Genomic DNA, 18,622 nt, shown 5'->3' on the forward strand with positions numbered 1-18,622 from the left:
GATGAAATAAGCCCTCACAATTGGAGGGCATAAGCGATGCAATTTAGCGGCTATCTGCCGCTATGGCTAGGCCTTGGTCATCTGGATTGGAGCGAAGTTGCAGATGAATACGCTGCCTTTGCCCAACACGCTGTTGATCTCCATCGTACCGCGATGGCGCAACAGCACATGCTTGACGATCGCCAGGCCCAGCCCGGTGCCCCCCGTGTTGGACGCGCGACTGGAGTCCACCCGGTAGAAGCGCTCGGTCAGACGCGGGATGTGTTTGGTGTCGATACCAATTCCGGAATCCTGCACGCTCAAGTGCGCGCCGCGACCGTCGGCCCACCAGCGGATGCGGATCTTGCCCTCGGCCGGGGTGTATTTCACGGCGTTGAAGATCAGGTTGGAGAACGCGCTGCGCAATTCTGCTTCGCTGCCCTTCAGGCTCCAGTCGCTTTCCAGGTCCAGGGTGATCTCCTGATTCTTGGCGCCAGACAGCGCCTGCGCGTCGTTCTTTATGCTTTGCAGCAAGGCGGGTACTGCAACGGGCTGGTTGTCGGACGGGTAATCGGTGGCTTCGAGCTTGGCCAATAACAGCAGGTCATTGAGCAGCGTCTGCATGCGCCCACCTTGCTGCTGCATTTGTTGCAGTGCGCGGACCCAGCGCGGATTCACTTCCTCGACGTTATCGAGCAACGTTTCCAGATAACCGCAGATTACGGTCAATGGCGTACGCAGCTCGTGGGACACGTTGGCCACGAAATCCTTGCGCATCTGTTCAAGCAGATGAAGACGCGTCACGTCGCGCACCAGCATCAGATGCTCGTTGTTGCCGTAACGCGTGATCAGCATCTGGATGCGTAAGCGGTCGTTGCCTGGCGATGGAATCTCCAAGGGTTCGGCGTAATTGCCCTGCTCGAAGTATTCCTTGAAACGCGGATGACGCACCAGATTGGTCACGGGCTGGCCACTGTCCTGTGGCGTTTTAAGGCCTAGCAGGGTTTCGGCGGCGCGGTTCCACCATTCCAGATTGCCTTCGCTGTCGAGCATGATGACCGCGTCTTTGAGCGCGGCAGTGGATTCCTGAACCCGGTCGATAACCGCTTGCAGCCGCCCGCGCACCCGCTGATCGCGGCGTTGCAGGTGATAAATGCTGTCGAACACTTCGCCCCACAGGCCATAGCCGTCGGGTGGTGGCTCATCGGGTTTGTGATGACGCAGCCAGTCATGCAGGCGCAGCAGCTGCTTGAGGGTCCAGGCCAGGTAGAGCCCCAGCCCGATTGCCAGACACCAGCCATAGTGCCCGCTGATCAGCCCGGCCAGCAGCGAGGCCGTGACCAATAGCAGCAGGTGGCGGATCAGGGTGCCATGCCAGTTTTGATTCAATTAACGCGTCCTTGTCTTCAGCGATCCGAGTCGCTACCAAAAGCTTTTTCAGCTTTTGGTGGAAAAACGGTAACCAGTACCGCGGACGGTTTGTACCAGATTTTCATAGGCATCGCCGAGGGCTTTGCGCAGCCGACGGATGTGTACGTCGACGGTACGCTCTTCGACGTAAACGTTGCCGCCCCAGACCTGATCGAGCAATTGCCCGCGGGTGTAGGCACGCTCCTGGTGAGTCATGAAGAACTGCAGCAGGCGGTATTCGGTCGGGCCCATTTCGGCGGGTTTGCCGTCGATGGTCACCCGGTGACTGATCGGGTCGAGCAACAGGCCGCCGACTTCGATGGGTGATTCGCCGTCGTTCGGGCCTGCGCGGCGCAGAACGGCTTTGAGGCGCGCGACCAGTTCACGAGGAGAGAATGGCTTGGTGATGTAATCGTCGGCGCCGACTTCGAGACCCTGGATCTTGTTGTCCTCTTCGCCCTTGGCGGTGAGCATGATGATCGGGATGTCCCCGGTCAGCTCGTCCCGCTTCAGACGGCGCGCCAGTTCGATGCCGGATGTGCCGGGCAGCATCCAGTCGAGCAGGATCAAATCGGGTTTGCGGTCGACGATGACAGCGTGGGCTTGCTGAGAGTTCTCTGCCTCCATGCAGTCATAGCCGGCCATTTCCAGTGCGACCGCAATCATTTCGCGGATCGGCGCTTCGTCGTCGACGATCAGAATGCTCCTGCCAACCATGCCTCGAACCTCATGTCATTTAACTGTCTTGGGGCGCATTAGATAACGGAATTATTGCAGTCGTGTGACAGGTTAGTTCGAACGAGGCGCATTGCCCGGTCTAGCGCTAAGCTTGTGGTCTTGTCCTACAACGAATGTCCATGTAACCAATACAAAAAGGGGCTTCATCTTATGGCTAAATTTTCTGCTGTTTTTACCGGTCTTTTGGCTGCCGCCGCGCTGGTGTCATCCGGGCTGGCATTCGCTCATCATCAGGCCGACGTCAAGGACGGCATTCTGGTTGATAAGAAAGGCATGACCCTTTACACCTTCGACAAGGACACCTCGGCCGGCAAGTCGGTGTGCAACGATGACTGCGCCAAGAACTGGCCGCCGATGACCGCCGCCACCGATGACAAGGCCGAAGGCGACTGGACCATCATCAAGCGTGACGACGGCGTGTCGCAGTGGGTCTACAAAGGCAAGGCGCTGTACACCTTCATCAAGGACAAGGCCCCAGGCGACAAGACTGGCGATGGCGTCAAGGACGTCTGGCACGTCGCAAAACCATGATCTGAACCTGCCGCCGCGCTGGCCCTCTGAGGATCAGCGCAGCGCGTAATCCAGCACGATCCCGACGAAGATCGCCAATCCTGCCCAGTGGTTGTGAAGAAATGCCTTGAAGCAGGCCTGCGGTTCCTTGTTGCGAGTCGACCAGAACTCCCAGGCGAAGCATCCGGCCGCGACCAGCAGGCCGAGGAAGAAATACAGTCCCAGCTCGAAGCGTGATCCGGCCAGCATCAGGCAGAACAGGGCCAGGCCCTGCAGTGTCAGGATGATCACCCGATCGGCATCGCCGAATAGCACAGCGGTGGATTTCACGCCGATCTTCAAGTCGTCTTCCCGGTCGGTCATCGCATAATACGTGTCGTAACCCACTGTCCAGAGCAGGTTGGCGATGTACAGCAGCCACGCGGCAGCGGGCAGGTCGCCGGTCTCGGCAGTGAACGCCATCGGCATGCCCCACGAAAACGCGGCGCCCAAGACCACTTGCGGATAATAGGTGTAGCGCTTCATGAACGGATAGGTTGCCGCGAGCGCCAGTCCGCCGAACGACAGCCATACGGTTGTCGAGTTGGTCAGCAGCACCAGCGCGAAGCTCAGCCCTACCAACACTGCAAACAGCACCAGCGCTTCTTTGGAGCTGACCTTGCCGCTCACCAATGGGCGCTGCTCGGTGCGCTTGACGTGGCCGTCGACCTTGCGATCAGCGAAGTCATTGATCACGCAGCCTGCGGCACGCATCAGGAACACCCCGATCACGAATATCAGCACATTGGCCAGTGACGGCGAGCCTTTGCCCGCAATCCACAGCGCCCACAGCGTCGGCCATAGCAGCAGATAAATGCCGATTGGTTTGTCGATCCGGGTCAGTTGAATGAAATCCCAGATGCGAGGGTGCAGACGGTTGAGGGACTTGAGCAGCGACAGGTACATCAGTGACGCTCCTTATTGGGAGTCGGTGGCTTGATCGACGGCGCGCCAGACAGTCGGCAGAAATACTTCGGCCACCAGGATGCTCAAGGTGCCGTGGCTGAAGCACGAGCGGCGTCCCCACAGTCCGTGAGCCGTATCGGCATCCGGTAACCATTGCGCCGGGTATTGGCAGATCTGCAAGGGTCCGCGTGCAAATGCACGGTCGCTGAACAACAGCTCGCCCAAGGATCGAGTACCCAGTTCGTCCATGTGCAGGCCGTCGTTCTCCAGCGCCGCTCGGCCGGCAACGCTGCGAGCGAAGACCCACTTTTCGCCGCGCCCGAGCAGATACACCTCGCGCACCCAGCCTTCACTGCCTTCGGGCAGTTGCAACGCCACACACTCGTCGATCCGCAAGCGCTGCCAGCCTTCGGACAAGGGCGTGACGCTGAAGCCGTCGCGGGAGAGACGAGTCAGGCGGCGGGTCAGCGAGTCTTCATGGAACAACCATTCGAGGACGGCAGCCTCGGGTGCTTCGATCAGTTGATCGCGCAACAGCCATTCAGGGGTTGGAAATGCAGGAGTTTGCTGGGTCACAGTACGCAGATATTGGCAGCAATCGAGGCGGCGAGCTTAGCATGATTGAGGTTCCTGGCCGATGATCGGGCCATGGCATCGGTGACGATGAAACTTGCGTCATCGCCTTGCGATCAGTAAAACGCCCTGACCCATTCGAAAAACGCGAGACAGCAGCTGGAGCGTCTGGGCACGTTTAGCCTGAGAACCGAGAGAACGACCAATGAAAAAATGGCAATGCATAGTCTGTGGCCTGATTTACAACGAAGCCGATGGTTGGCCGGATGACGGCATTGTTCCGGGCACCCGCTGGGAAGATGTGCCCGAAGACTGGCTCTGTCCAGACTGCGGGGTCGGCAAGATGGACTTCGAAATGATCGAAATCGCCTGATCCCTGCCTACCTGACTGACTCTGGAGAGAAGCATGAACGCACCCGTGGTGATCATTGGAACCGGCCTTGCGGGCTACAACCTGGCTCGTGAGTTTCGCAAGCTCGACAGCGAAACGCCGCTGTTGCTGATCACCGCCGATGACGGGCGTTCCTACTCCAAGCCCATGCTCTCCACCGGCTTTGGCAAGAACAAGGAAGCCGACGGCCTGAGCATGGCGGAGCCCGGCACGATGGCCGAGCAACTGAATGCTGAAGTGCGCACCCACACTCGCGTCAGTGGTATCGACGCTGGTCACAAGCGCCTCTGGATCGGGGAGGAATCGGTGTACTACCGAGACCTGATCCTGGCCTGGGGCGCAGAAACCGTGCGGGTGCCTGTGGACGGTGACGCGAGCGAATCGGTCTTCCCGATCAACGATCTCGAAGACTACGCGCGCTTTCGTGCGGCGGCCGCCGGCAAGCGTCGCGTGCTGATTCTGGGCGTCGGCCTGATTGGATGCGAGTTCGCCAACGATCTCATCCTGGGCGGCTTCGAGGTGGATCTGGTCGCACCGTGCGAACAGGTCATGCCGACGCTGCTGCATCCTGCGGCGGCGACGGCGGTTCAGGCCGGACTAGAGAGTCTGGGTGCACGGTTTCATCTGGGCCCGGTGCTGACCCGCGTCTCTCGAGTCGAAGACGGCCTCGAAGCGCACCTGTCCGATGGTGAAGTGCTGCATTGCGACCTGGTGGTGTCCGCCATCGGGCTACGGCCTCGCGTGGATCTGGCTGCTGCCGCGGGTCTCGAGATCGGGCGTGGTGTGGTGGTGGATCGTCACCTCAAGACCTCTCACGCCAACATCTTTGCCTTGGGCGATTGTGCCGAGGTCGATGGCCTGAATCTGCTGTACGTAATGCCGCTGATGAGCTGTGCGCGGGCCCTGGCGCAAACCTTGGCCGGGACGCCGACACCCGTCAAGTACGGGCCGATGCCCGTGACGGTAAAAACCCCGATCTGTCCGCTGGTGGTCTCGCCCGTGCCCAAGGGCCGGGAAGGTGTCTGGAGCGTTGAGGGACAGGGTGCGGACATCAAGGCGCTCTGCCACGATGCCGATGGAAATCTGCTGGGATATGCACTGACAGGGGCTGCCGTCATGGAGAAGCTGGCGCTGAACAAGGTGCTTCCTGCGCTGCTGGCATAAATAACGGTCGTTCTGTCGGATAACGCGCATTTTTGTTGAAACAAACGTGGCTCACGTACTGGCGCGGGTCTCGGCGGCATGCCATCCTCATTCCGGTCTGCCGCTACGTAGAGCCGTCGCGGCACCTGCTCGCTGCCTCTCAGGGGCAGCACGGGACATAAAAACAAAAAACCGTAAAAGAGGCTTCATATGCGTAAACCAGAACTCGCAGCCGCTATTGCTGAAAAAGCAGATCTCACCAAAGAACAAGCCAATCGCGTCCTCAATGCCGTCCTGGACGAAATCACTAACGCCCTTCATAAAAAGGACAGTGTGACCCTCGTCGGTTTCGGGACCTTTCTGCAACGCCATCGCGGCGCGCGCACGGGTAAAAACCCACAGACCGGCGAGCCGGTGAAAATCAAGGCCAGCAACACTGTGGCATTCAAGCCGGGTAAATTCCTGAAAGACAGCGTTAATCCGTAATAGAGCGCTGGACGCCTTGCGGAAGGCGAACAGCACAGAAATGGGCATGCCACAGAAGTTGGATGCCCATTTTTTTCGCCCGCGCTTTTGTACGTGCAGGCTGTCTGCGCCGCCACTTTGCGACCGTCGGGTTCTGCTTGCTCATCGTGGCTGCAAGATCGCTACACTGCGGTCATCTGCTTATCCGCACCTGATCGCATGAGGCGTCTTACATGAAGTTTCGTTTTCTTCTCTGGATGATGGGCCTTCTGATGGCCCGCGCCAGTCGCAACAATCCCGCTTTTCAGCAACAGCTCAACGGCAAGGACCTGACATTCCAGCTGCAGACGTCCGACGGCAAGGTCGCGCGGCATTTCGTGGTCCGTGATCAGCGCATCAACAGCCGTGGCGGGGCAGTGGCTTCCCCGGCGTTCGCGATCTCGTTCAAGGATGCCGCATACGGCTTCGCGACGATGCAGGCGAAGAACAAGCAACTGGCGTTCATGCAGGGGATTCAGGACAAGAACATTCAAGTCACCGGCAATACCGGGCTTGTGATGTGGTTTCAAGGTTTGACGAAGTATTTGAAGCCGCGGAAGAAGAAAGGGTAACGATCATGAGCAAATCGTTGTAGCCCTCCGGCTTGGCGGCGGTGACGTTACCAAGATCGTCACCGCCGGAAAGCCGGACTACAGGTGCAGCGCGACATGCGCCGAGCACCTGCTTTTCAGGACCAATCAATGAAACTGCGAAGCCAGTTCGCGCAACAGCACTTCGGCTTCCAGGACCTTCTGCACGACGTCCTGAGCCTTTTCCCGTGGCAGTTCAAGACGCTCGAACAACTCGTCTGGAATGCTTTCCATCGGGCCGGAGCCGATCCCTTCCTTGCGCAGCAAACGCACCGCCAGACACACGAGGTTGGCGTATTCGTAGTGTTCGCCAGCGTACTGAGGGTCGTGCTGGAAGCGCAGGGCAGTGGCCAGCTCCTCAGGCATGTCCCAGTTGCGCATCAGCCACGAGCCGATCTGCTCGCGAGTAATGCCCAGCAGATGCTGCTCTACGAAGCTGTGGTGCAGGTGCGGGTTGACCTCGATCTGACGGCAGATCAACGAGAAGTGCGGGGGGAATACGTGAGCCAGCAACAGATAACCGAAGTTATGCAGCAGACCCGCCAGATAGGTCAGCCCGCTTTCCGGACGCTTGGCGCGCGGCATGGCGCGGGTCAGGCCTTCGATGACGGCGGCGGTGTAGATCGATTGCTGCCAGTAGGGCGTCGCGTGTTGCGGGTGATCCTTGGGCAGTTCCAGTGTCTTGCCCAACGCCAGACCCAATGCGAGGTTGATGACCAGATCGAAGCCCAGTACGCGGACGATGGCATCTTCGACCGAGCGAATCTTGCCCGCTGAGCCGTAATACGGCGATGCGGCCCAGCTCACCACTTGCGCAGCGAGCGCAGGATCGGTTTCCACGACGCCTGTAATGTCATCGATCGTGGCATCGGGATCGACGCGCAGCTTGATGATCTTCTGTGCAGTGTCGGCCAGCGGCGGAATCTCCACTGTTGCTTCCAGTCGCTGCTGAATACGGCGTGCCGTGAAATTCTGGACCGCCTTGGTGATTTCATCGCGGTCGTCGTCAGGGCGTGTGAGGTTCGGCTGGACAGACGTCACCGGCTCACCAAAGGTCGCGGCGCTGGCTTTGCTCAGCAGGGTCTTGAAATCCTCGCTGCTGATTTCCAGAAGCAGGCCCGGCTCGCCGGAATCGATCAGTACAGTCGGCTCCTGCAGAATGCGTTCTTCATACAGGCACGGCGAACTGGTCAGCGCTGGCAAGGCGGGGAGGGTGTGCAGATTGTTTTTGCCGAGCATCTGATCCAGATGCTCTTGCGACACGGCTGTCAGCTTGCGTCCGGTCAGCTCGGTAATCCGGTTAAGGTCCAGCAGATGGCTTTGCGGAAACAGGATGAGTAACGCCCCAACGGAATCATGGACCAGAATGGCCTGGACCTTCTGCGCAGTGACTAGCGTTTCGTCGTCCATGACTTCGCGGTAGTTGATGGCAGCTTTGCCAAGCAACTGCCGGATGACAGACGGGGCGTGTTGGGTTGCGTCGATGTGGGCAACTTCTGTCATGGCCTGTATCCAGATTCCTACAATTGCTGAAGTATAACCAGCTTAGTTGTTATATAGGTGAGACACGTCCTGATTGCTGACTGCTTCACACTTGACCGTACTGCTGGCCGTGGCGCAGCCAACGTTCCAGTAGCGGGCTCACGTGTTGGGGCCAGCGCTCCAGTAACGCTTGGGCTGCATCGCGGACGGCGGGCAGCAGATCTGCGTCGCGCATCAAGTCGGCAACCTTGAATTGCAGCAGTCCCGTTTGACGGGTTCCCAGCATCTCGCCGGGCCCGCGAAGTTCAAGATCCTTCTCTGCGATCACGAAGCCGTCGTTGGTTTCACGCATGATTCCGAGTCGCTGTTTGCCGATCTGAGACAACGGGGGATGGTACAACAGCACGCAATGACTCGCTGCACTGCCGCGTCCCACTCGACCGCGTAACTGGTGAAGTTGTGCCAGACCGAGCCGTTCGGGGTTTTCGATGATCATCAGGCTCGCGTTCGGTACGTCAACACCGACCTCAATCACGGTGGTTGCCACGAGCAACTGAAGATTTCCCAGCTTGAACTCAGCCATGACCGCGGCTTTTTCCACAGGCTTCATCCGCCCGTGGATCAGGCCAACCTTCAGTTCCCCCAAGGTACTGGTCAGTTCTTCGAAGGTGGTTTCGGCCGCCTGACAGGTCAGCTCTTCGGATTCTTCGATCAGCGTGCAGACCCAATACGCCTGACGCCCCTCCGCACAGGCGTTGCGCACACGTTCGACCACCTCGATACGACGGCTGTCGGCCACCAGTACGGTGTTGACGGGTGTACGGCCCGGAGGCAGTTCGTCGAGGATGGACGTATCGAGGTCCGCGTAGGCGCTCATTGCCAGCGTTCGGGGAATCGGTGTTGCGGTCATGATCAACTGGTGTGGGCACATCAGGCCGCCAACGCCTTTCTTGCGCAACGCCAGACGCTGCTGGACGCCAAAGCGGTGCTGTTCATCGATGATCACCAGTGCCAGATTCTTGAACTGCACTTCATCCTGAAACAGCGCGTGGGTGCCGACAACCATCGGCGCGCCGTTGGCGATTTGCTCCAGTGACGCTGCGCGTGCCTTGCCTTTGAGCTTGCCTGCGAGCCAGGCGGTGTCGATGCCTAGCGGCGATAGCCAGCGGGTGAAGTTGATGAAGTGCTGCTCGGCGAGAATCTCGGTTGGCGCCATCAGCGCTACCTGATAACCCGCCTCAAGCGCTTGCAGCGCGGCAAGTGCTGCGACGACTGTCTTGCCCGCGCCAACATCGCCCTGAATCAGCCGAAGCATCGGCTCCTGTTGGCTGAGGTCGTAGGCGATTTCCTTGCCGACTCGCTGCTGTGCACCGGTTGGGGGAAACCCCAGATTGGCGAGAAACTGCTTTGGCAATCGCTTGGCCACCGGCAAAGCGGGTGCCCGTTGAGAACGCAGGCTTTCACGCAAGCGCTGCTGAGACAGCTGATGAGTCAGTAGCTCTTCGAACGCTAATCGGTGCTGCGCCCAGTGATGGCCGAGAGCGAGCTCTTCGACATCGGCATCAGCGGGCGGATTGTGAAGGTAGTGGATGGCATCCGCCAGTGGCGCCAGTTGGTAGTCACGCGCCAGTTCGTCGGGCAGCCAGTCGGGCAGGCTCCGCGGACCGAGCATGCCAAGGCTCTGCTGGCACAACTGGCGCAAGCGCTGCTGAGTCAAGCCTTCGGTGGTCGGATAGATCGGGGTCAGCGTCTGCTCCACCGCGACGTGGTCTTCGCCAGTGATCGCACGGTATTCAGGATGATAGATCTCCAGCCCTGAGGCCCCAGGCCGCGCTTCGCCATAACAACGCACATGAGTCCCACGTTTGAGGCCGTCTTTCTGTGCGTTGCTGAAGTGGTAGAAACGCAGGCTCAGGACACCTGTGCCGTCTCCCAGGCGCACCAGCAGGCTTCGACGCTTGCCCATCACCACGTCGGCCCCGCTGACCACACCCTCAATCACCGCGTCCTGTCCAGGCCGCAATGCGCCAATGGGCACGACGCGAGTGCGATCCTGATAACGCAGCGGCAGATGGAACAGCACGTCCTGAATATTCTCCAGGCCGACTTTCGCCAATTTTTCAGCCATGGCCTCGCCGACGCCCTTGAGCGCCGTGACCGAGACGTGGGACAGCTCAGTCATACCGCCACTTAACTCGCTTGTGCCTGAGCTTTAGGACGCGCGACGGAGCACAGACGGACCGAGTCCGCGAGAATCTCGATGGCCTTCGGTCTCGGGAAGCTTGCGCGCCAGGCGATCGCGACCGTTCGGAAAGGCACCGGGGCAGAGAGCGGGCGAACCTCGATCACACCTGGGGCGTAGTGATGGCTGTCCACTGCAGACATTGGAAGAATCGAAACACCCAGACCCGAAGCGACCATATGCCGGATGGTTTCCAGCGAGCTGGATTCGACCGTGGTGTGCTTGGCGCTGTCGCCGCCCTTGACCAGGGTAGGGCAGGCTTCCAGGACCTGATCGCGGAAGCAGTGACCCTCACCCAACAGCAGCAGGCTCTTGTCGTTGAGCGCCGAGGCATCGATGGTGGCTTTCTGGGTCCACGGATGATCTGCCGGCATCAGTACGTAGAACGGTTCGTCGTACAGGGACATGGTCAGTACGTCGGCTTCGTTGAACGGCAGGGCGATGATGATCGCGTCGAGCTCCCCGTTGCGCAGCTTGTCGCGCAGCACGTGGGTGAAGTTTTCTTCGATGTACAACGGCATTTGCGGGGCGACCCGATGCAGTTGTGGGATCAGGTGCGGGAACAGGTAGGGACCAACGGTATAGATGGCACCGACTTTAAGAGGGGCAGTCAGCTGATTCTTGCCGGTTTGGGCCAGTTCACGAATGCCTTGAGCCTGCTCGAGCACCTTCTGCGCCTGAGCCACGATGCCCTCGCCAACCGGCGTAAGACGTACCGCACTCTTGCTGCGCTCGAATATCAGCACACCGAGTTCATCTTCCAGCTTCTTTACGCCAACCGACAGGGTCGGCTGACTGACATGGCAGCGCTCGGCCGCATGGCCGAAATGCTGCTCTTGAGCGAGGGTAACGATATAGCGCAATTCTGTGAGGGTCATAGCGTGCGTCCATGAAGTTGCGGCCCCAGCATAGCGGGTGCAATCGATAGACGCACGTTATCAGACCCTCCGATGTCGCAAAATCAAGGTTTCAACGCTTATCCAGGGAATAAACGAAGGGTGCGACCACTTCCAGCGTGCCATTGTTGAGCAATTCGGCCGGCGGTTTAGGCAATGGCTGGGCGCGACGAATCATTTCCAGCGTGGCCCGATCCAGTGCCGCGCTGCCTGACCCCCCCGCAATTTCGTAGGACAGCACGCGACCTTCGCCATCGACGACAAAGCGCAAGCGATTGATGCCCTGCATGCCACGACGACGCGCGTCTTCCGGGTAGCGCTTGAACTTGCTCAGATGGCGCAACAGATCACCCTGCCAGCTTGGCAGTGCAGTGCTCGGTGGCGTCGGCGGAGCCTGTTCCGGTGCGGCCGATTTCTCAGGTTTGGCGTTGGATGGCGGAGTGTCTACCGGTTTTTCCTCGGCAGGCTTCTCTTCCTTCGGCGGCTCGACCTTCTTCACAGGCTTGGGAGGCTGTGGCTTTGGCTTTGGCTTGACCGGTTTCGGAATGGCGATTTCCGGTTTTGGTGCTTCGGCGATAGGCGGAATCGGCAGTTGCTCTTCCAGCGCAGGGGGCTGNGCTCGGGGAGTGGCGCCAGCTCGATCATCATTGCTGCCGGTGGCAGCTCGATGGCCTGCGATGCGGGCCAGCGCAGTGCGACCACGATCGCAACGGCATGGATCGCCAGCACCAACAACAGACTACCGCTATAGCGCGTCAGTTTTTGGCGCCTATTGATCATTTCTTACCAACCGTCTCGAGACCTACCAGACCGACCTTCAGATAACCGGCGCCACGCAGAACGTTCATGACTTCCATCAGGTCGNTTCTTGCCCTTGGTCTTGGCGTCCAGTACCGCACCGATCTGTTCGCGCGCAACCTTGTCGTCACCCAGGTACAGGCTTTGGTCAGCCTTGACGCTCAGGAAGATCGGCTTCTCGGGTCGGGGCGCCGGTTTCGCCGTAGAGGCGGGCAGATCGACCTTGATGTCCACCGTCGCCAATGGCGCCGCCACCATGAAAATGATCAGCAGCACCAACATGACGTCGATGAACGGTGTCACGTTGATTTCGTGGTTCTCGGCGAGATCGTCGCCACCTTCATTAAGATGCAGGCCCATGGTTTACCCCATTTTTACCATGTGCGGCTGTTGACTGCGGTCAGCGGCGGGCTGGTGATCCAGGTCGCGGCTGACGAGCAACAGAACTTGAGCCGATGCATCGGACACTTGCGCTTTGTAGCCGGCGATAGAGCGGGCGAAAACGTTATAGATCACGACAGCAGGAATCGCGGCAACCAGACCCAGCGCCGTTGCCAGCAGCGCTTCGGCGATACCGGGTGCAACGACCGCCAGGTTGGTCGTCTGAGTCTTGGCGATGCCGATGAAGCTGTTCATGATGCCCCACACGGTTCCGAACAGACCGACGAAGGGGGCGGTGGAGCCGATGGTGGCGAGAACGCCGGTACCCATGCTCATGTTGCGACCGCAGGCGGCAACCAGGCGCTCCAGACGGAAGCTGACGCGTTCCTTGATGCCTTCGCGTTCGCGACTGTTGACCGACAGATGCATTTCTTCGAGTGCATCATGTACCAGCAGATTGGCCAGCGTGCCTTCTTTCTTGGCACCGGCGCTGGCTTCGTCCAGCGTGCGTGCACGCTTGAGGGCTGCGATTTCGCCTTTGAGGCGGCGCTTGGCGCCAAGCAGCTCGAAGCCTTTGGCGATCCAGATGGTCCAGGTGATGATGGACGCGATAGCAAGGCCGATCATGACGGCTTTGACGACGATGTCAGCGTTCTTGTACATACCCCACGGCGACAGGTCGTGGGACATGCCCAGCGTATTGTCTTCGGCGATGGCCTCGACGGAGTCAACCGGTGCGGGTGCGGCAGGGTCCTGAACAGCTGGCGCTGCTGCGGTGTCCACAGCAGGAGCAGCAGGAGTCGGCGCTTGGGCAGGCGCTGCGGATTGTACCGGAGGGGTTTGCGCGGGAGCGCTCGAATCGGCGAACGCAATCGGGGTCAGCATCAAGCTGAATAGGACGGCGGAGATAGCACGCCCTGCACGTGGCAAACCTGAAAGCGAGATTGACGAAGCGGGGGATTGAATAGATGTCATGCTGGCCCGACCTGGTATGAAGATAGGTGTTCGTTCTTGATGCGTCGCGCTCGCACGAGGCGAGCGGAGGAGAACAAAGGGTCGTTATTATTGCAAGTAATTCTTGTTAACAAAAGTAATAGAGTATCTTTTTTTACCGTTGTCCCAACCCGACGGTCGCTTTCAGGCCTTGTATTGCGGGTTCAAACGTACTTTTGATGTGGAGATTGGTGATGGCGATGCCGTCTGTTCTGATTGCTGGATGTGGTGACATTGGTGGACGTCTGGCGTCGCAACTGTTGCATCAAGGGTGGACGGTGTACGGCATGCGCAGGGATGTAGCGAAACTGCCGCAAGGTGTGCTCGGTATCCGCGGCGATCTTTTCGATGCGCGCATACCTGCACAATGGCCCGAGGCGCGGATCGATTATCTGGTGTATTGCGCAACTCCGACCGAGCGTGATGAACCAGGCTACCGCGCGGCTTATGTCGAGGGGCTGCGCCACGTCCTGGCCTGGACCGATCAAAGCGGGCAGAGGCCCAGCCGCATTGTTTTCGTTTCCAGCAGTAGCGTGTATGGGCAGCAGCAGGGCGAGTGGATCGATGAAACGTCGCCGGCCGAGGCGCAGGGGTTTTCCGGTCGGGTAATGCGCGAGGCTGAACAGGTCGCGCTCAGCAGCAAATATCCCGCCAGTATCGTCAGACTTACCGGGATATATGGCCCGGGACGTAGTGATCTGATGAATCGCGTGCGCCAGGGATACAGTGTTGCCATTGACCCTCCGCTTTACGGCAACCGGATTCATGCCGACGATGCGGCCGGTCTGCTTGCTTTTCTGTTGCAGACCGATGCTGGTGGCGTGACGCTGGATGACTGTTACCTCGGGGTAGACGATGCACCGGCGCCTTTGGCAGAGGTGGTGGGCTGGATGCGCGAGCGACTCGGTGTGACGCAATGGTCCGAGGAAAACAGTCTCAGACGGGCAGGCAGCAAGCGGTGCAGCAATGCCAGAGCAAGGGCGCTGGGCTGGAAGCCACGTTTTTCCAGTTATAAGGAAGGATATTCAGCGATGTTGGCGCAGAGTGATTGATCGCACACGTTTGGATTGATTGTGGCCGGACCACAGGGGGCCGGCCTGAAACAGATGCGGATGGCCGCAATGCTTAAGGCAAGTCCAAGCCGCCCGCTGCCTTGTGCAACGCCCGTAGGTGTTCGCCGACTTGCTTGAGATTGTCCTCGGTGGCGGCGATTTCGGCCGCACGGTCAGGCTCCAACAGAGCTCTTACTTCTTTGTCCAGATCGCCACTTAGCCGCTGCAGCTGTTTCTGCCGCTGGCTGCTCTCGTCTTCCAGGCGTTTCCATTCGCCTTCCTGCGGCAAGCCGTAACCCGCGCTGCCCAGCAGCTCAGCCGGTCGGCTCAGAAAACCGCTGTTAGCGAGGATGTCTTGTAACGTGCCGGTTGCTTTGGAGACGCCGTTATCCTTTTTCTCCACAGCGCTGAGGTACCGCTGCTTCACCTCGTCCTGTGCCAGTAACAGTTGGCGGCGCAGTCCCGCTTGCTCCAGTAACAGCATTGCCGCGCTGGTACGCAAGTCGGCCTGGGGGAAATACGGCCGTCGGTCTTTAGCTGGCAGCGCCAGCCAGTTCTCAACGGTCGTTTCCTTCACATCCGTGGTTTTGCGCAGCACGTCGAACATTGCCTGATAGCGGTCCCGATAGGAGTCGAATCGGTAACCCAGGCGCAGCGCCTTTTTCGGATCATCCAGCACGCTGGTATCCGCCAGTCCCCGGCCTTTGAGCACTTCCAGCAGTCCGTTGGGCATGATGCTGTCGAGCCCTACAAGTCGGGGATCGTTGGTGCCGCTGCGCAACAGTTTCAGGTTTTCCACGGCGCAGTTATTAGACAGGAACCAGTAGTTGCCGTCATACGCCCAGTGCATCTCGGCTGCGTGTTGCACCAGCCCTTCGATTTCCTCGCGGGACAGTTTCAACGGTACCGATGCCAGGCTGCGCAGTTCTGTCTTGGTGTACTCATCGATCACCTGCCCCAGCGGCAGTACGAACAGCCGTGAGGGGTAAGCGCCGGTCAAGCCGCTCCAGCTGGAAAGCTGCAGGTCGTTGACGAACGCGCGGTAGGACAACACCAGATGCTGATCCAGATCCAGGCGGCAATCCGGCCCGCGTGGGCGTCCCGGTTTGCAGATCACCAGGCGCAGCATGCTGTGACCCCACCGGCTCACGAGATTCTGATTGGCCTCGGCGAGTAAATAGTCGACTTCATACACACGTTCTGGGTCGAGTTTGCCCAGCGGCTCTCGGGCAAAGTCGTTGCCTGCATTGAGGTAGGGATAGGAAGTCGGGCAATCGTCTTTGGCGGCAGGCGCCCAGTCAAAAAGCTTCTTGTAGTAGTCGTAGAGTGCGGGACGCCGGCAGGCGTACGCTGGATCAAGGAGAAAATACTCCATGTTCACGGCGACGAATTCCAGCGGGCTGCTGATTTCGTAAATGTCCGGGCTGCGAGCAACCTGGCCATTGCGCTCCTCGCGGTCGCCTCGGCGTCCGACGTATTGAGGCCAGCCGGCGAGATCCAGCAGGCGCGGGTCATCGCTCAAAGTGAAGCGCCGGTCTGTCTGCCCCCTGCAGCTGTCGCGCAGACCGACTTTTCCCATGCTGTGGCCCTGTCGAGCACAGGCAATGATGAGCCTGCGGTCTTCCGGCGACCATAACTGCGCATGGTCGTAAATGTGGGTCAGTTCGTGCAGTACTGTGGCGAGCATTTCTTCGCGCACGGTGCCGTGGGGGCGATTGGTCCTAGTGGTGGCTGCACTGCCGTCGGTCAATCCTGCGAGCAGGTGCTGATTCAGATCGAGACGGTAAGGCCCGTCTGCACGCCCGTAAGCGTTCGAGGGCATGTCGTCGGTCCAGCGGACTTCTACTTTACGATCAAGTTTTTTGATGAACAGTGGTGGTAAGTGCGCGAGGGCTTCATCAAGCAGTGTCTGACTGGCCTTTTGCTGGGCAGAGTCAAGCCCGTCCGTGTAAAGCGACAGGCTCAGGTTGGCGAAGGCGCTCGTGCAGACCAGCGAGAACGCCGACGCCAGCAGCCAGACAGCTACGCGTCTCACAGTGCGAGAATGGCTTCGGCCAGATCCTGATCACTGGCATTGCGGGCTTCCGGAAGGCGTTCGCGCAGAGTGGCGAACGCTGCGTCTAGCTGGGCGCCGTGGATATCGCCATTGCTGGCGACGTAGCTTGCGGCATCGTCCCTGGCTTCCAGAACGACTTTGGAGTCACGGATCGAGGTGGTGGTGTCCGAGGTAAAATCGATACTGCGGCCAAACGCGCGAACAACGATATTACTGGTGGCTTTCAAGGTTTGAGCCTGCGCCATGTCAGCCAGCAACAGCAGGCCGATGGCAGCGGCAATCAGCGGGGTACGCATGTAACGTCTCCAACATACAGAAGATCAGAAGTGATTATTGGACGAGGATTGCCTGCGCCAGTTCAAGGTCGCTGGCATGAAGTTTTGGTTGGGTTTCGCGGAGATAAACCAGCGCGGACTCCAGTTGTGCTCCTCGCAGTTTGCCATCACTGGCGATAAACGCTGCAGCATCATCCTGGGCGGCAAGTATCAGTTTGTTATCGAAAGGCCCGGTCGTCACCTGGCTGGTGGCGTACCCGCTTTTGATCAGGCTTTGTGTGGTTGTGTCGAACGCTTGAGCCTGGGTTGCGCAAACCAGGCTGGCGGTCGCTGCAATCAACAGGCGCGACAATAAATGCATGAGTCTTCGGTATTGGCAAAACGAGTCGCAAGGCTAGCGCAATGCCCCGATCAGAGCCAGTGAAGGTGTCGGGGCAAGCGTTGGGAAACCTGTCGCGATGCTGAATCAGATGGCGAGAATTGCTTGTGCCAACTGTGCATCGGAAGCCTGAAGCGCGGGTACGACCTCACGAATGTGGCGCATCGCGCCTTCAAGCTTGGCGCCGCGGATTTCACCCTGAGAGGCAACGAAGCTGGCAGCGTCGTCTCGTGCGGCCAAGACGATCTTGTCGTCATGGAATGAGGAGGAGATTTTCGATGTGGCGTTGGACGAAGCATCCAGAGCTCGAACGGTCGTGTCGGTGGTTACGACAAAACTGGAAGCTTGAGCTCCCACTGCAACGGTCAACAGAGCTGTTGCGCTCAACAGGCGAAGGCGGGACATGTTTGAACTCCACAGGGAACAAAGTGAAAACCACACGCGCAAAATCTGGCGATGAGCAGAGCTGTCTCGCAGGCGATGAGGCAAAGGTTTCGTAAGAGTAGCGTAACAGCTGTGCTGCGCACTATCCCGGCCAAATGCCATTTCAAATATTCATCGCTTCCGGGCGTTAGTCGCTGGGCTTCAGCCCCCGTTATCTCGAGACTGTAACGGTGTCTTATATCTCTACGAAAACTGTACCTGTGCGCTCGCAGGCATGATTGGTTTCTCTACGCCTGAAACGACAAGACCCGTCAGCAGTTACCTGCGACGGGTCTTGTTTGAACAATTCAGGTTGCTGGCGAGAGGCTCTCGGCCTGGGACCAGCAGACGCTAACTTAGCGCCAGAACGGCTTGCTCAGCTCTTCGTAACGCTGGGATTCGCTGATGCCGGCGTCAGCCAGCAGACGAGCATCCAGACGGGCCAACTGGTGGCGGCTGGACAGACGACGCTGCCAGAGCATCAGGTTAGCGAACATACGCAGCGGCAACGAGGCTTTAGCGGATTGAGCGGTTTCTTCGTAGAACAGTTCGGAACTGACGGTGCGTTCCATGGTGCTTCTTCCTTCCGCTTGTGGCGGGTTTAGATAGTGGCTTGATTGGTGACAATCTTCCTCTCGTTGCCCTTCGCTCTCCAGACACAGTTCACTTGTATTGTGATGCTCCAGTTAACTGTGGAAGGTCACTGTTTTGTCTTTATATGGGGCAACTGTATTGGTCCGCACGCAATTGGTGCGTTTTGTGCGCAGGCATAGGGAAATCTGAGATTTTCATGGGTAAAACAAGCGGTACAGCAGTACAGTTTTTGGCAGAATGTCGTTCATTGATTCGGAAGTGGCGACGA

The 18,622-nt window shown here is 59.0% G+C and carries 20 protein-coding genes and 3 pseudogenes; 6 read left to right on the forward strand and 17 right to left on the reverse strand.

The window, feature by feature from the left end; translation table 11 throughout:
* Positions 1–66 precede the first annotated feature (66 nt).
* Together phoR and phoB are read right to left on the reverse strand one after the other, a co-directional pair.
* Positions 67–1,368, reverse strand: a complete 1,302-nt coding sequence (phoR, locus tag D3M70_RS25490) for a phosphate regulon sensor histidine kinase PhoR (protein ID WP_120128361.1) — start codon at positions 1,366–1,368, stop codon at positions 67–69.
* Positions 1,369–1,416: 48 nt separating this feature from the next.
* Positions 1,417–2,106 carry a phosphate regulon transcriptional regulator PhoB gene (gene phoB, locus D3M70_RS25495; RefSeq protein ID WP_062379821.1) on the reverse strand — a complete coding sequence of 230 codons (690 nt, stop codon included), beginning with the start codon at positions 2,104–2,106 and terminating at the stop codon, positions 1,417–1,419.
* A gap of 171 nt (positions 2,107–2,277) precedes the next feature.
* Here phoB and D3M70_RS25500 point away from each other — a divergent pair, with 171 nt between their 5' ends.
* Positions 2,278–2,658 (forward strand): hypothetical protein, encoded by a 381-nt coding sequence (locus tag D3M70_RS25500; protein WP_120128362.1) that lies wholly within the window; start codon positions 2,278–2,280, stop codon positions 2,656–2,658.
* A 33-nt stretch (positions 2,659–2,691) separates the two neighbouring features.
* Here the strand turns inward: D3M70_RS25500 and ubiA are convergent, their stop codons facing one another.
* Both ubiA and D3M70_RS25510 read right to left on the reverse strand, forming a co-directional pair.
* Positions 2,692–3,582, reverse strand: a complete 891-nt coding sequence (gene ubiA, locus D3M70_RS25505) for a 4-hydroxybenzoate octaprenyltransferase (protein ID WP_120128363.1) — start codon at positions 3,580–3,582, stop codon at positions 2,692–2,694.
* Between the two features lie 12 nt (positions 3,583–3,594).
* On the reverse strand, positions 3,595–4,158 hold the full coding sequence (locus D3M70_RS25510) for a chorismate lyase (RefSeq protein ID WP_120128364.1): 564 nt from the start codon (positions 4,156–4,158) through the stop codon (positions 3,595–3,597).
* 202 nt (positions 4,159–4,360) lie between these two features.
* On the opposite strand from D3M70_RS25510, the gene D3M70_RS25515 reads away from it, so the two are divergent.
* The 4 genes from D3M70_RS25515 to D3M70_RS25530 all read left to right on the forward strand — a co-directional run bounded on the left by D3M70_RS25515 (position 4,361) and on the right by D3M70_RS25530 (position 6,765).
* Positions 4,361–4,528, forward strand: coding sequence for a rubredoxin (locus D3M70_RS25515; RefSeq protein WP_081564703.1), 168 nt, complete (start codon positions 4,361–4,363; stop codon positions 4,526–4,528).
* Between the two features lie 33 nt (positions 4,529–4,561).
* A complete protein-coding gene (locus D3M70_RS25520) occupies positions 4,562–5,710 on the forward strand; it encodes an NAD(P)/FAD-dependent oxidoreductase (RefSeq protein WP_120128365.1) in 1,149 nt (382 codons plus the stop codon).
* Between the two features lie 189 nt (positions 5,711–5,899).
* Positions 5,900–6,175 (forward strand): HU family DNA-binding protein, encoded by a 276-nt coding sequence (locus D3M70_RS25525; RefSeq protein WP_037017594.1) that lies wholly within the window; start codon positions 5,900–5,902, stop codon positions 6,173–6,175.
* Positions 6,176–6,387: 212 nt separating this feature from the next.
* On the forward strand, positions 6,388–6,765 hold the full coding sequence (locus tag D3M70_RS25530) for an SCP2 sterol-binding domain-containing protein (protein WP_120128366.1): 378 nt from the start codon (positions 6,388–6,390) through the stop codon (positions 6,763–6,765).
* Positions 6,766–6,891: 126 nt separating this feature from the next.
* Here the strand turns inward: D3M70_RS25530 and D3M70_RS25535 are convergent, their stop codons facing one another.
* The 8 genes and pseudogenes from D3M70_RS25535 to exbB all read right to left on the reverse strand — a co-directional run bounded on the left by D3M70_RS25535 (position 6,892) and on the right by exbB (position 13,557).
* Positions 6,892–8,286 carry an aminoacyl-tRNA deacylase and HDOD domain-containing protein gene (locus tag D3M70_RS25535; RefSeq protein ID WP_120128367.1) on the reverse strand — a complete coding sequence of 465 codons (1,395 nt, stop codon included), beginning with the start codon at positions 8,284–8,286 and terminating at the stop codon, positions 6,892–6,894.
* 85 nt (positions 8,287–8,371) lie between these two features.
* Positions 8,372–10,447: an ATP-dependent DNA helicase RecG gene (gene recG / locus D3M70_RS25540; protein ID WP_120128368.1), complete on the reverse strand. Its 2,076-nt coding sequence runs from the start codon at positions 10,445–10,447 to the stop codon at positions 8,372–8,374.
* Between the two features lie 8 nt (positions 10,448–10,455).
* Positions 10,456–11,385, reverse strand: coding sequence for a hydrogen peroxide-inducible genes activator (locus D3M70_RS25545; protein ID WP_120128369.1), 930 nt, complete (start codon positions 11,383–11,385; stop codon positions 10,456–10,458).
* A 91-nt stretch (positions 11,386–11,476) separates the two neighbouring features.
* The coding region (locus tag D3M70_RS25550; protein WP_256659971.1) for an energy transducer TonB at positions 11,477–12,019 on the reverse strand (543 nt) is incomplete at its 5' end.
* Position 12,020: 1 nt separating this feature from the next.
* Positions 12,021–12,183, reverse strand: a pseudogene (locus D3M70_RS33695) (energy transducer TonB); the annotation flags it as partial.
* Positions 12,180–12,267, reverse strand: a pseudogene (locus D3M70_RS33700) (TonB system transport protein ExbD); the annotation flags it as partial. The pseudogenes D3M70_RS33695 and D3M70_RS33700, both read right to left, overlap by 4 nt.
* A gap of 1 nt (position 12,268) precedes the next feature.
* Positions 12,269–12,561 (reverse strand): annotated as a pseudogene (exbD, locus tag D3M70_RS25555) (TonB system transport protein ExbD); the annotation flags it as partial.
* Positions 12,562–12,564: 3 nt separating this feature from the next.
* Entirely contained in the window at positions 12,565–13,557 is a 993-nt protein-coding gene (exbB, locus tag D3M70_RS25560) for a tonB-system energizer ExbB (protein ID WP_120128370.1), read from the reverse strand.
* Positions 13,558–13,769: 212 nt separating this feature from the next.
* Between exbB and D3M70_RS25565 the strand changes: the two genes are divergently transcribed.
* Positions 13,770–14,627: an SDR family oxidoreductase gene (locus D3M70_RS25565; protein ID WP_120128371.1), complete on the forward strand. Its 858-nt coding sequence runs from the start codon at positions 13,770–13,772 to the stop codon at positions 14,625–14,627.
* Between the two features lie 73 nt (positions 14,628–14,700).
* Here the strand turns inward: D3M70_RS25565 and D3M70_RS25570 are convergent, their stop codons facing one another.
* The 5 genes from D3M70_RS25570 to D3M70_RS25590 form a co-directional block, all read right to left on the reverse strand.
* Complete coding sequence (locus tag D3M70_RS25570; RefSeq protein ID WP_120128372.1) at positions 14,701–16,662, reverse strand: DUF4105 domain-containing protein; 1,962 nt, start codon at positions 16,660–16,662, stop codon at positions 14,701–14,703.
* Positions 16,659–16,979 carry a DUF2388 domain-containing protein gene (locus D3M70_RS25575; RefSeq protein WP_120128373.1) on the reverse strand — a complete coding sequence of 107 codons (321 nt, stop codon included), beginning with the start codon at positions 16,977–16,979 and terminating at the stop codon, positions 16,659–16,661. The genes D3M70_RS25570 and D3M70_RS25575 overlap by 4 nt, the downstream gene beginning before the upstream one ends.
* A 34-nt stretch (positions 16,980–17,013) precedes the next feature.
* Positions 17,014–17,319 carry a DUF2388 domain-containing protein gene (locus tag D3M70_RS25580; protein WP_120128374.1) on the reverse strand — a complete coding sequence of 102 codons (306 nt, stop codon included), beginning with the start codon at positions 17,317–17,319 and terminating at the stop codon, positions 17,014–17,016.
* Between the two features lie 105 nt (positions 17,320–17,424).
* Positions 17,425–17,742 (reverse strand): DUF2388 domain-containing protein, encoded by a 318-nt coding sequence (locus D3M70_RS25585; protein WP_120128375.1) that lies wholly within the window; start codon positions 17,740–17,742, stop codon positions 17,425–17,427.
* A 374-nt stretch (positions 17,743–18,116) separates the two neighbouring features.
* Positions 18,117–18,332 carry a DUF1127 domain-containing protein gene (locus D3M70_RS25590; protein WP_062386508.1) on the reverse strand — a complete coding sequence of 72 codons (216 nt, stop codon included), beginning with the start codon at positions 18,330–18,332 and terminating at the stop codon, positions 18,117–18,119.
* Positions 18,333–18,622: the final 290 nt, after the last annotated feature.

It is taken from the genome of Pseudomonas sp. LS-2 (assembly GCF_003605735.1).
Taxonomy (GTDB): domain Bacteria; phylum Pseudomonadota; class Gammaproteobacteria; order Pseudomonadales; family Pseudomonadaceae; genus Aquipseudomonas.

Coding starts and splice junctions, on each gene's coding strand:
- phoB (WP_062379821.1), bottom strand. CDS start 2,106: ATGGTTGGCAGGAGCATTCTGATCGTCGACGACGAAGCGCCGATCCGC.
- D3M70_RS25500 (WP_120128362.1), top strand. CDS start 2,278: ATGGCTAAATTTTCTGCTGTTTTTACCGGTCTTTTGGCTGCCGCCGCG.
- ubiA (WP_120128363.1), bottom strand. CDS start 3,582: ATGTACCTGTCGCTGCTCAAGTCCCTCAACCGTCTGCACCCTCGCATC.
- D3M70_RS25515 (WP_081564703.1), top strand. CDS start 4,361: ATGAAAAAATGGCAATGCATAGTCTGTGGCCTGATTTACAACGAAGCC.
- D3M70_RS25520 (WP_120128365.1), top strand. CDS start 4,562: ATGAACGCACCCGTGGTGATCATTGGAACCGGCCTTGCGGGCTACAAC.
- D3M70_RS25525 (WP_037017594.1), top strand. CDS start 5,900: ATGCGTAAACCAGAACTCGCAGCCGCTATTGCTGAAAAAGCAGATCTC.
- D3M70_RS25530 (WP_120128366.1), top strand. CDS start 6,388: ATGAAGTTTCGTTTTCTTCTCTGGATGATGGGCCTTCTGATGGCCCGC.
- D3M70_RS25535 (WP_120128367.1), bottom strand. CDS start 8,286: ATGACAGAAGTTGCCCACATCGACGCAACCCAACACGCCCCGTCTGTC.
- recG (WP_120128368.1), bottom strand. CDS start 10,447: ATGACTGAGCTGTCCCACGTCTCGGTCACGGCGCTCAAGGGCGTCGGC.
- D3M70_RS25545 (WP_120128369.1), bottom strand. CDS start 11,385: ATGACCCTCACAGAATTGCGCTATATCGTTACCCTCGCTCAAGAGCAG.
- exbB (WP_120128370.1), bottom strand. CDS start 13,557: ATGACATCTATTCAATCCCCCGCTTCGTCAATCTCGCTTTCAGGTTTG.
- D3M70_RS25565 (WP_120128371.1), top strand. CDS start 13,770: ATGGCGATGCCGTCTGTTCTGATTGCTGGATGTGGTGACATTGGTGGA.
- D3M70_RS25575 (WP_120128373.1), bottom strand. CDS start 16,979: ATGCGTACCCCGCTGATTGCCGCTGCCATCGGCCTGCTGTTGCTGGCT.
- D3M70_RS25580 (WP_120128374.1), bottom strand. CDS start 17,319: ATGCATTTATTGTCGCGCCTGTTGATTGCAGCGACCGCCAGCCTGGTT.
- D3M70_RS25585 (WP_120128375.1), bottom strand. CDS start 17,742: ATGTCCCGCCTTCGCCTGTTGAGCGCAACAGCTCTGTTGACCGTTGCA.
- D3M70_RS25590 (WP_062386508.1), bottom strand. CDS start 18,332: ATGGAACGCACCGTCAGTTCCGAACTGTTCTACGAAGAAACCGCTCAA.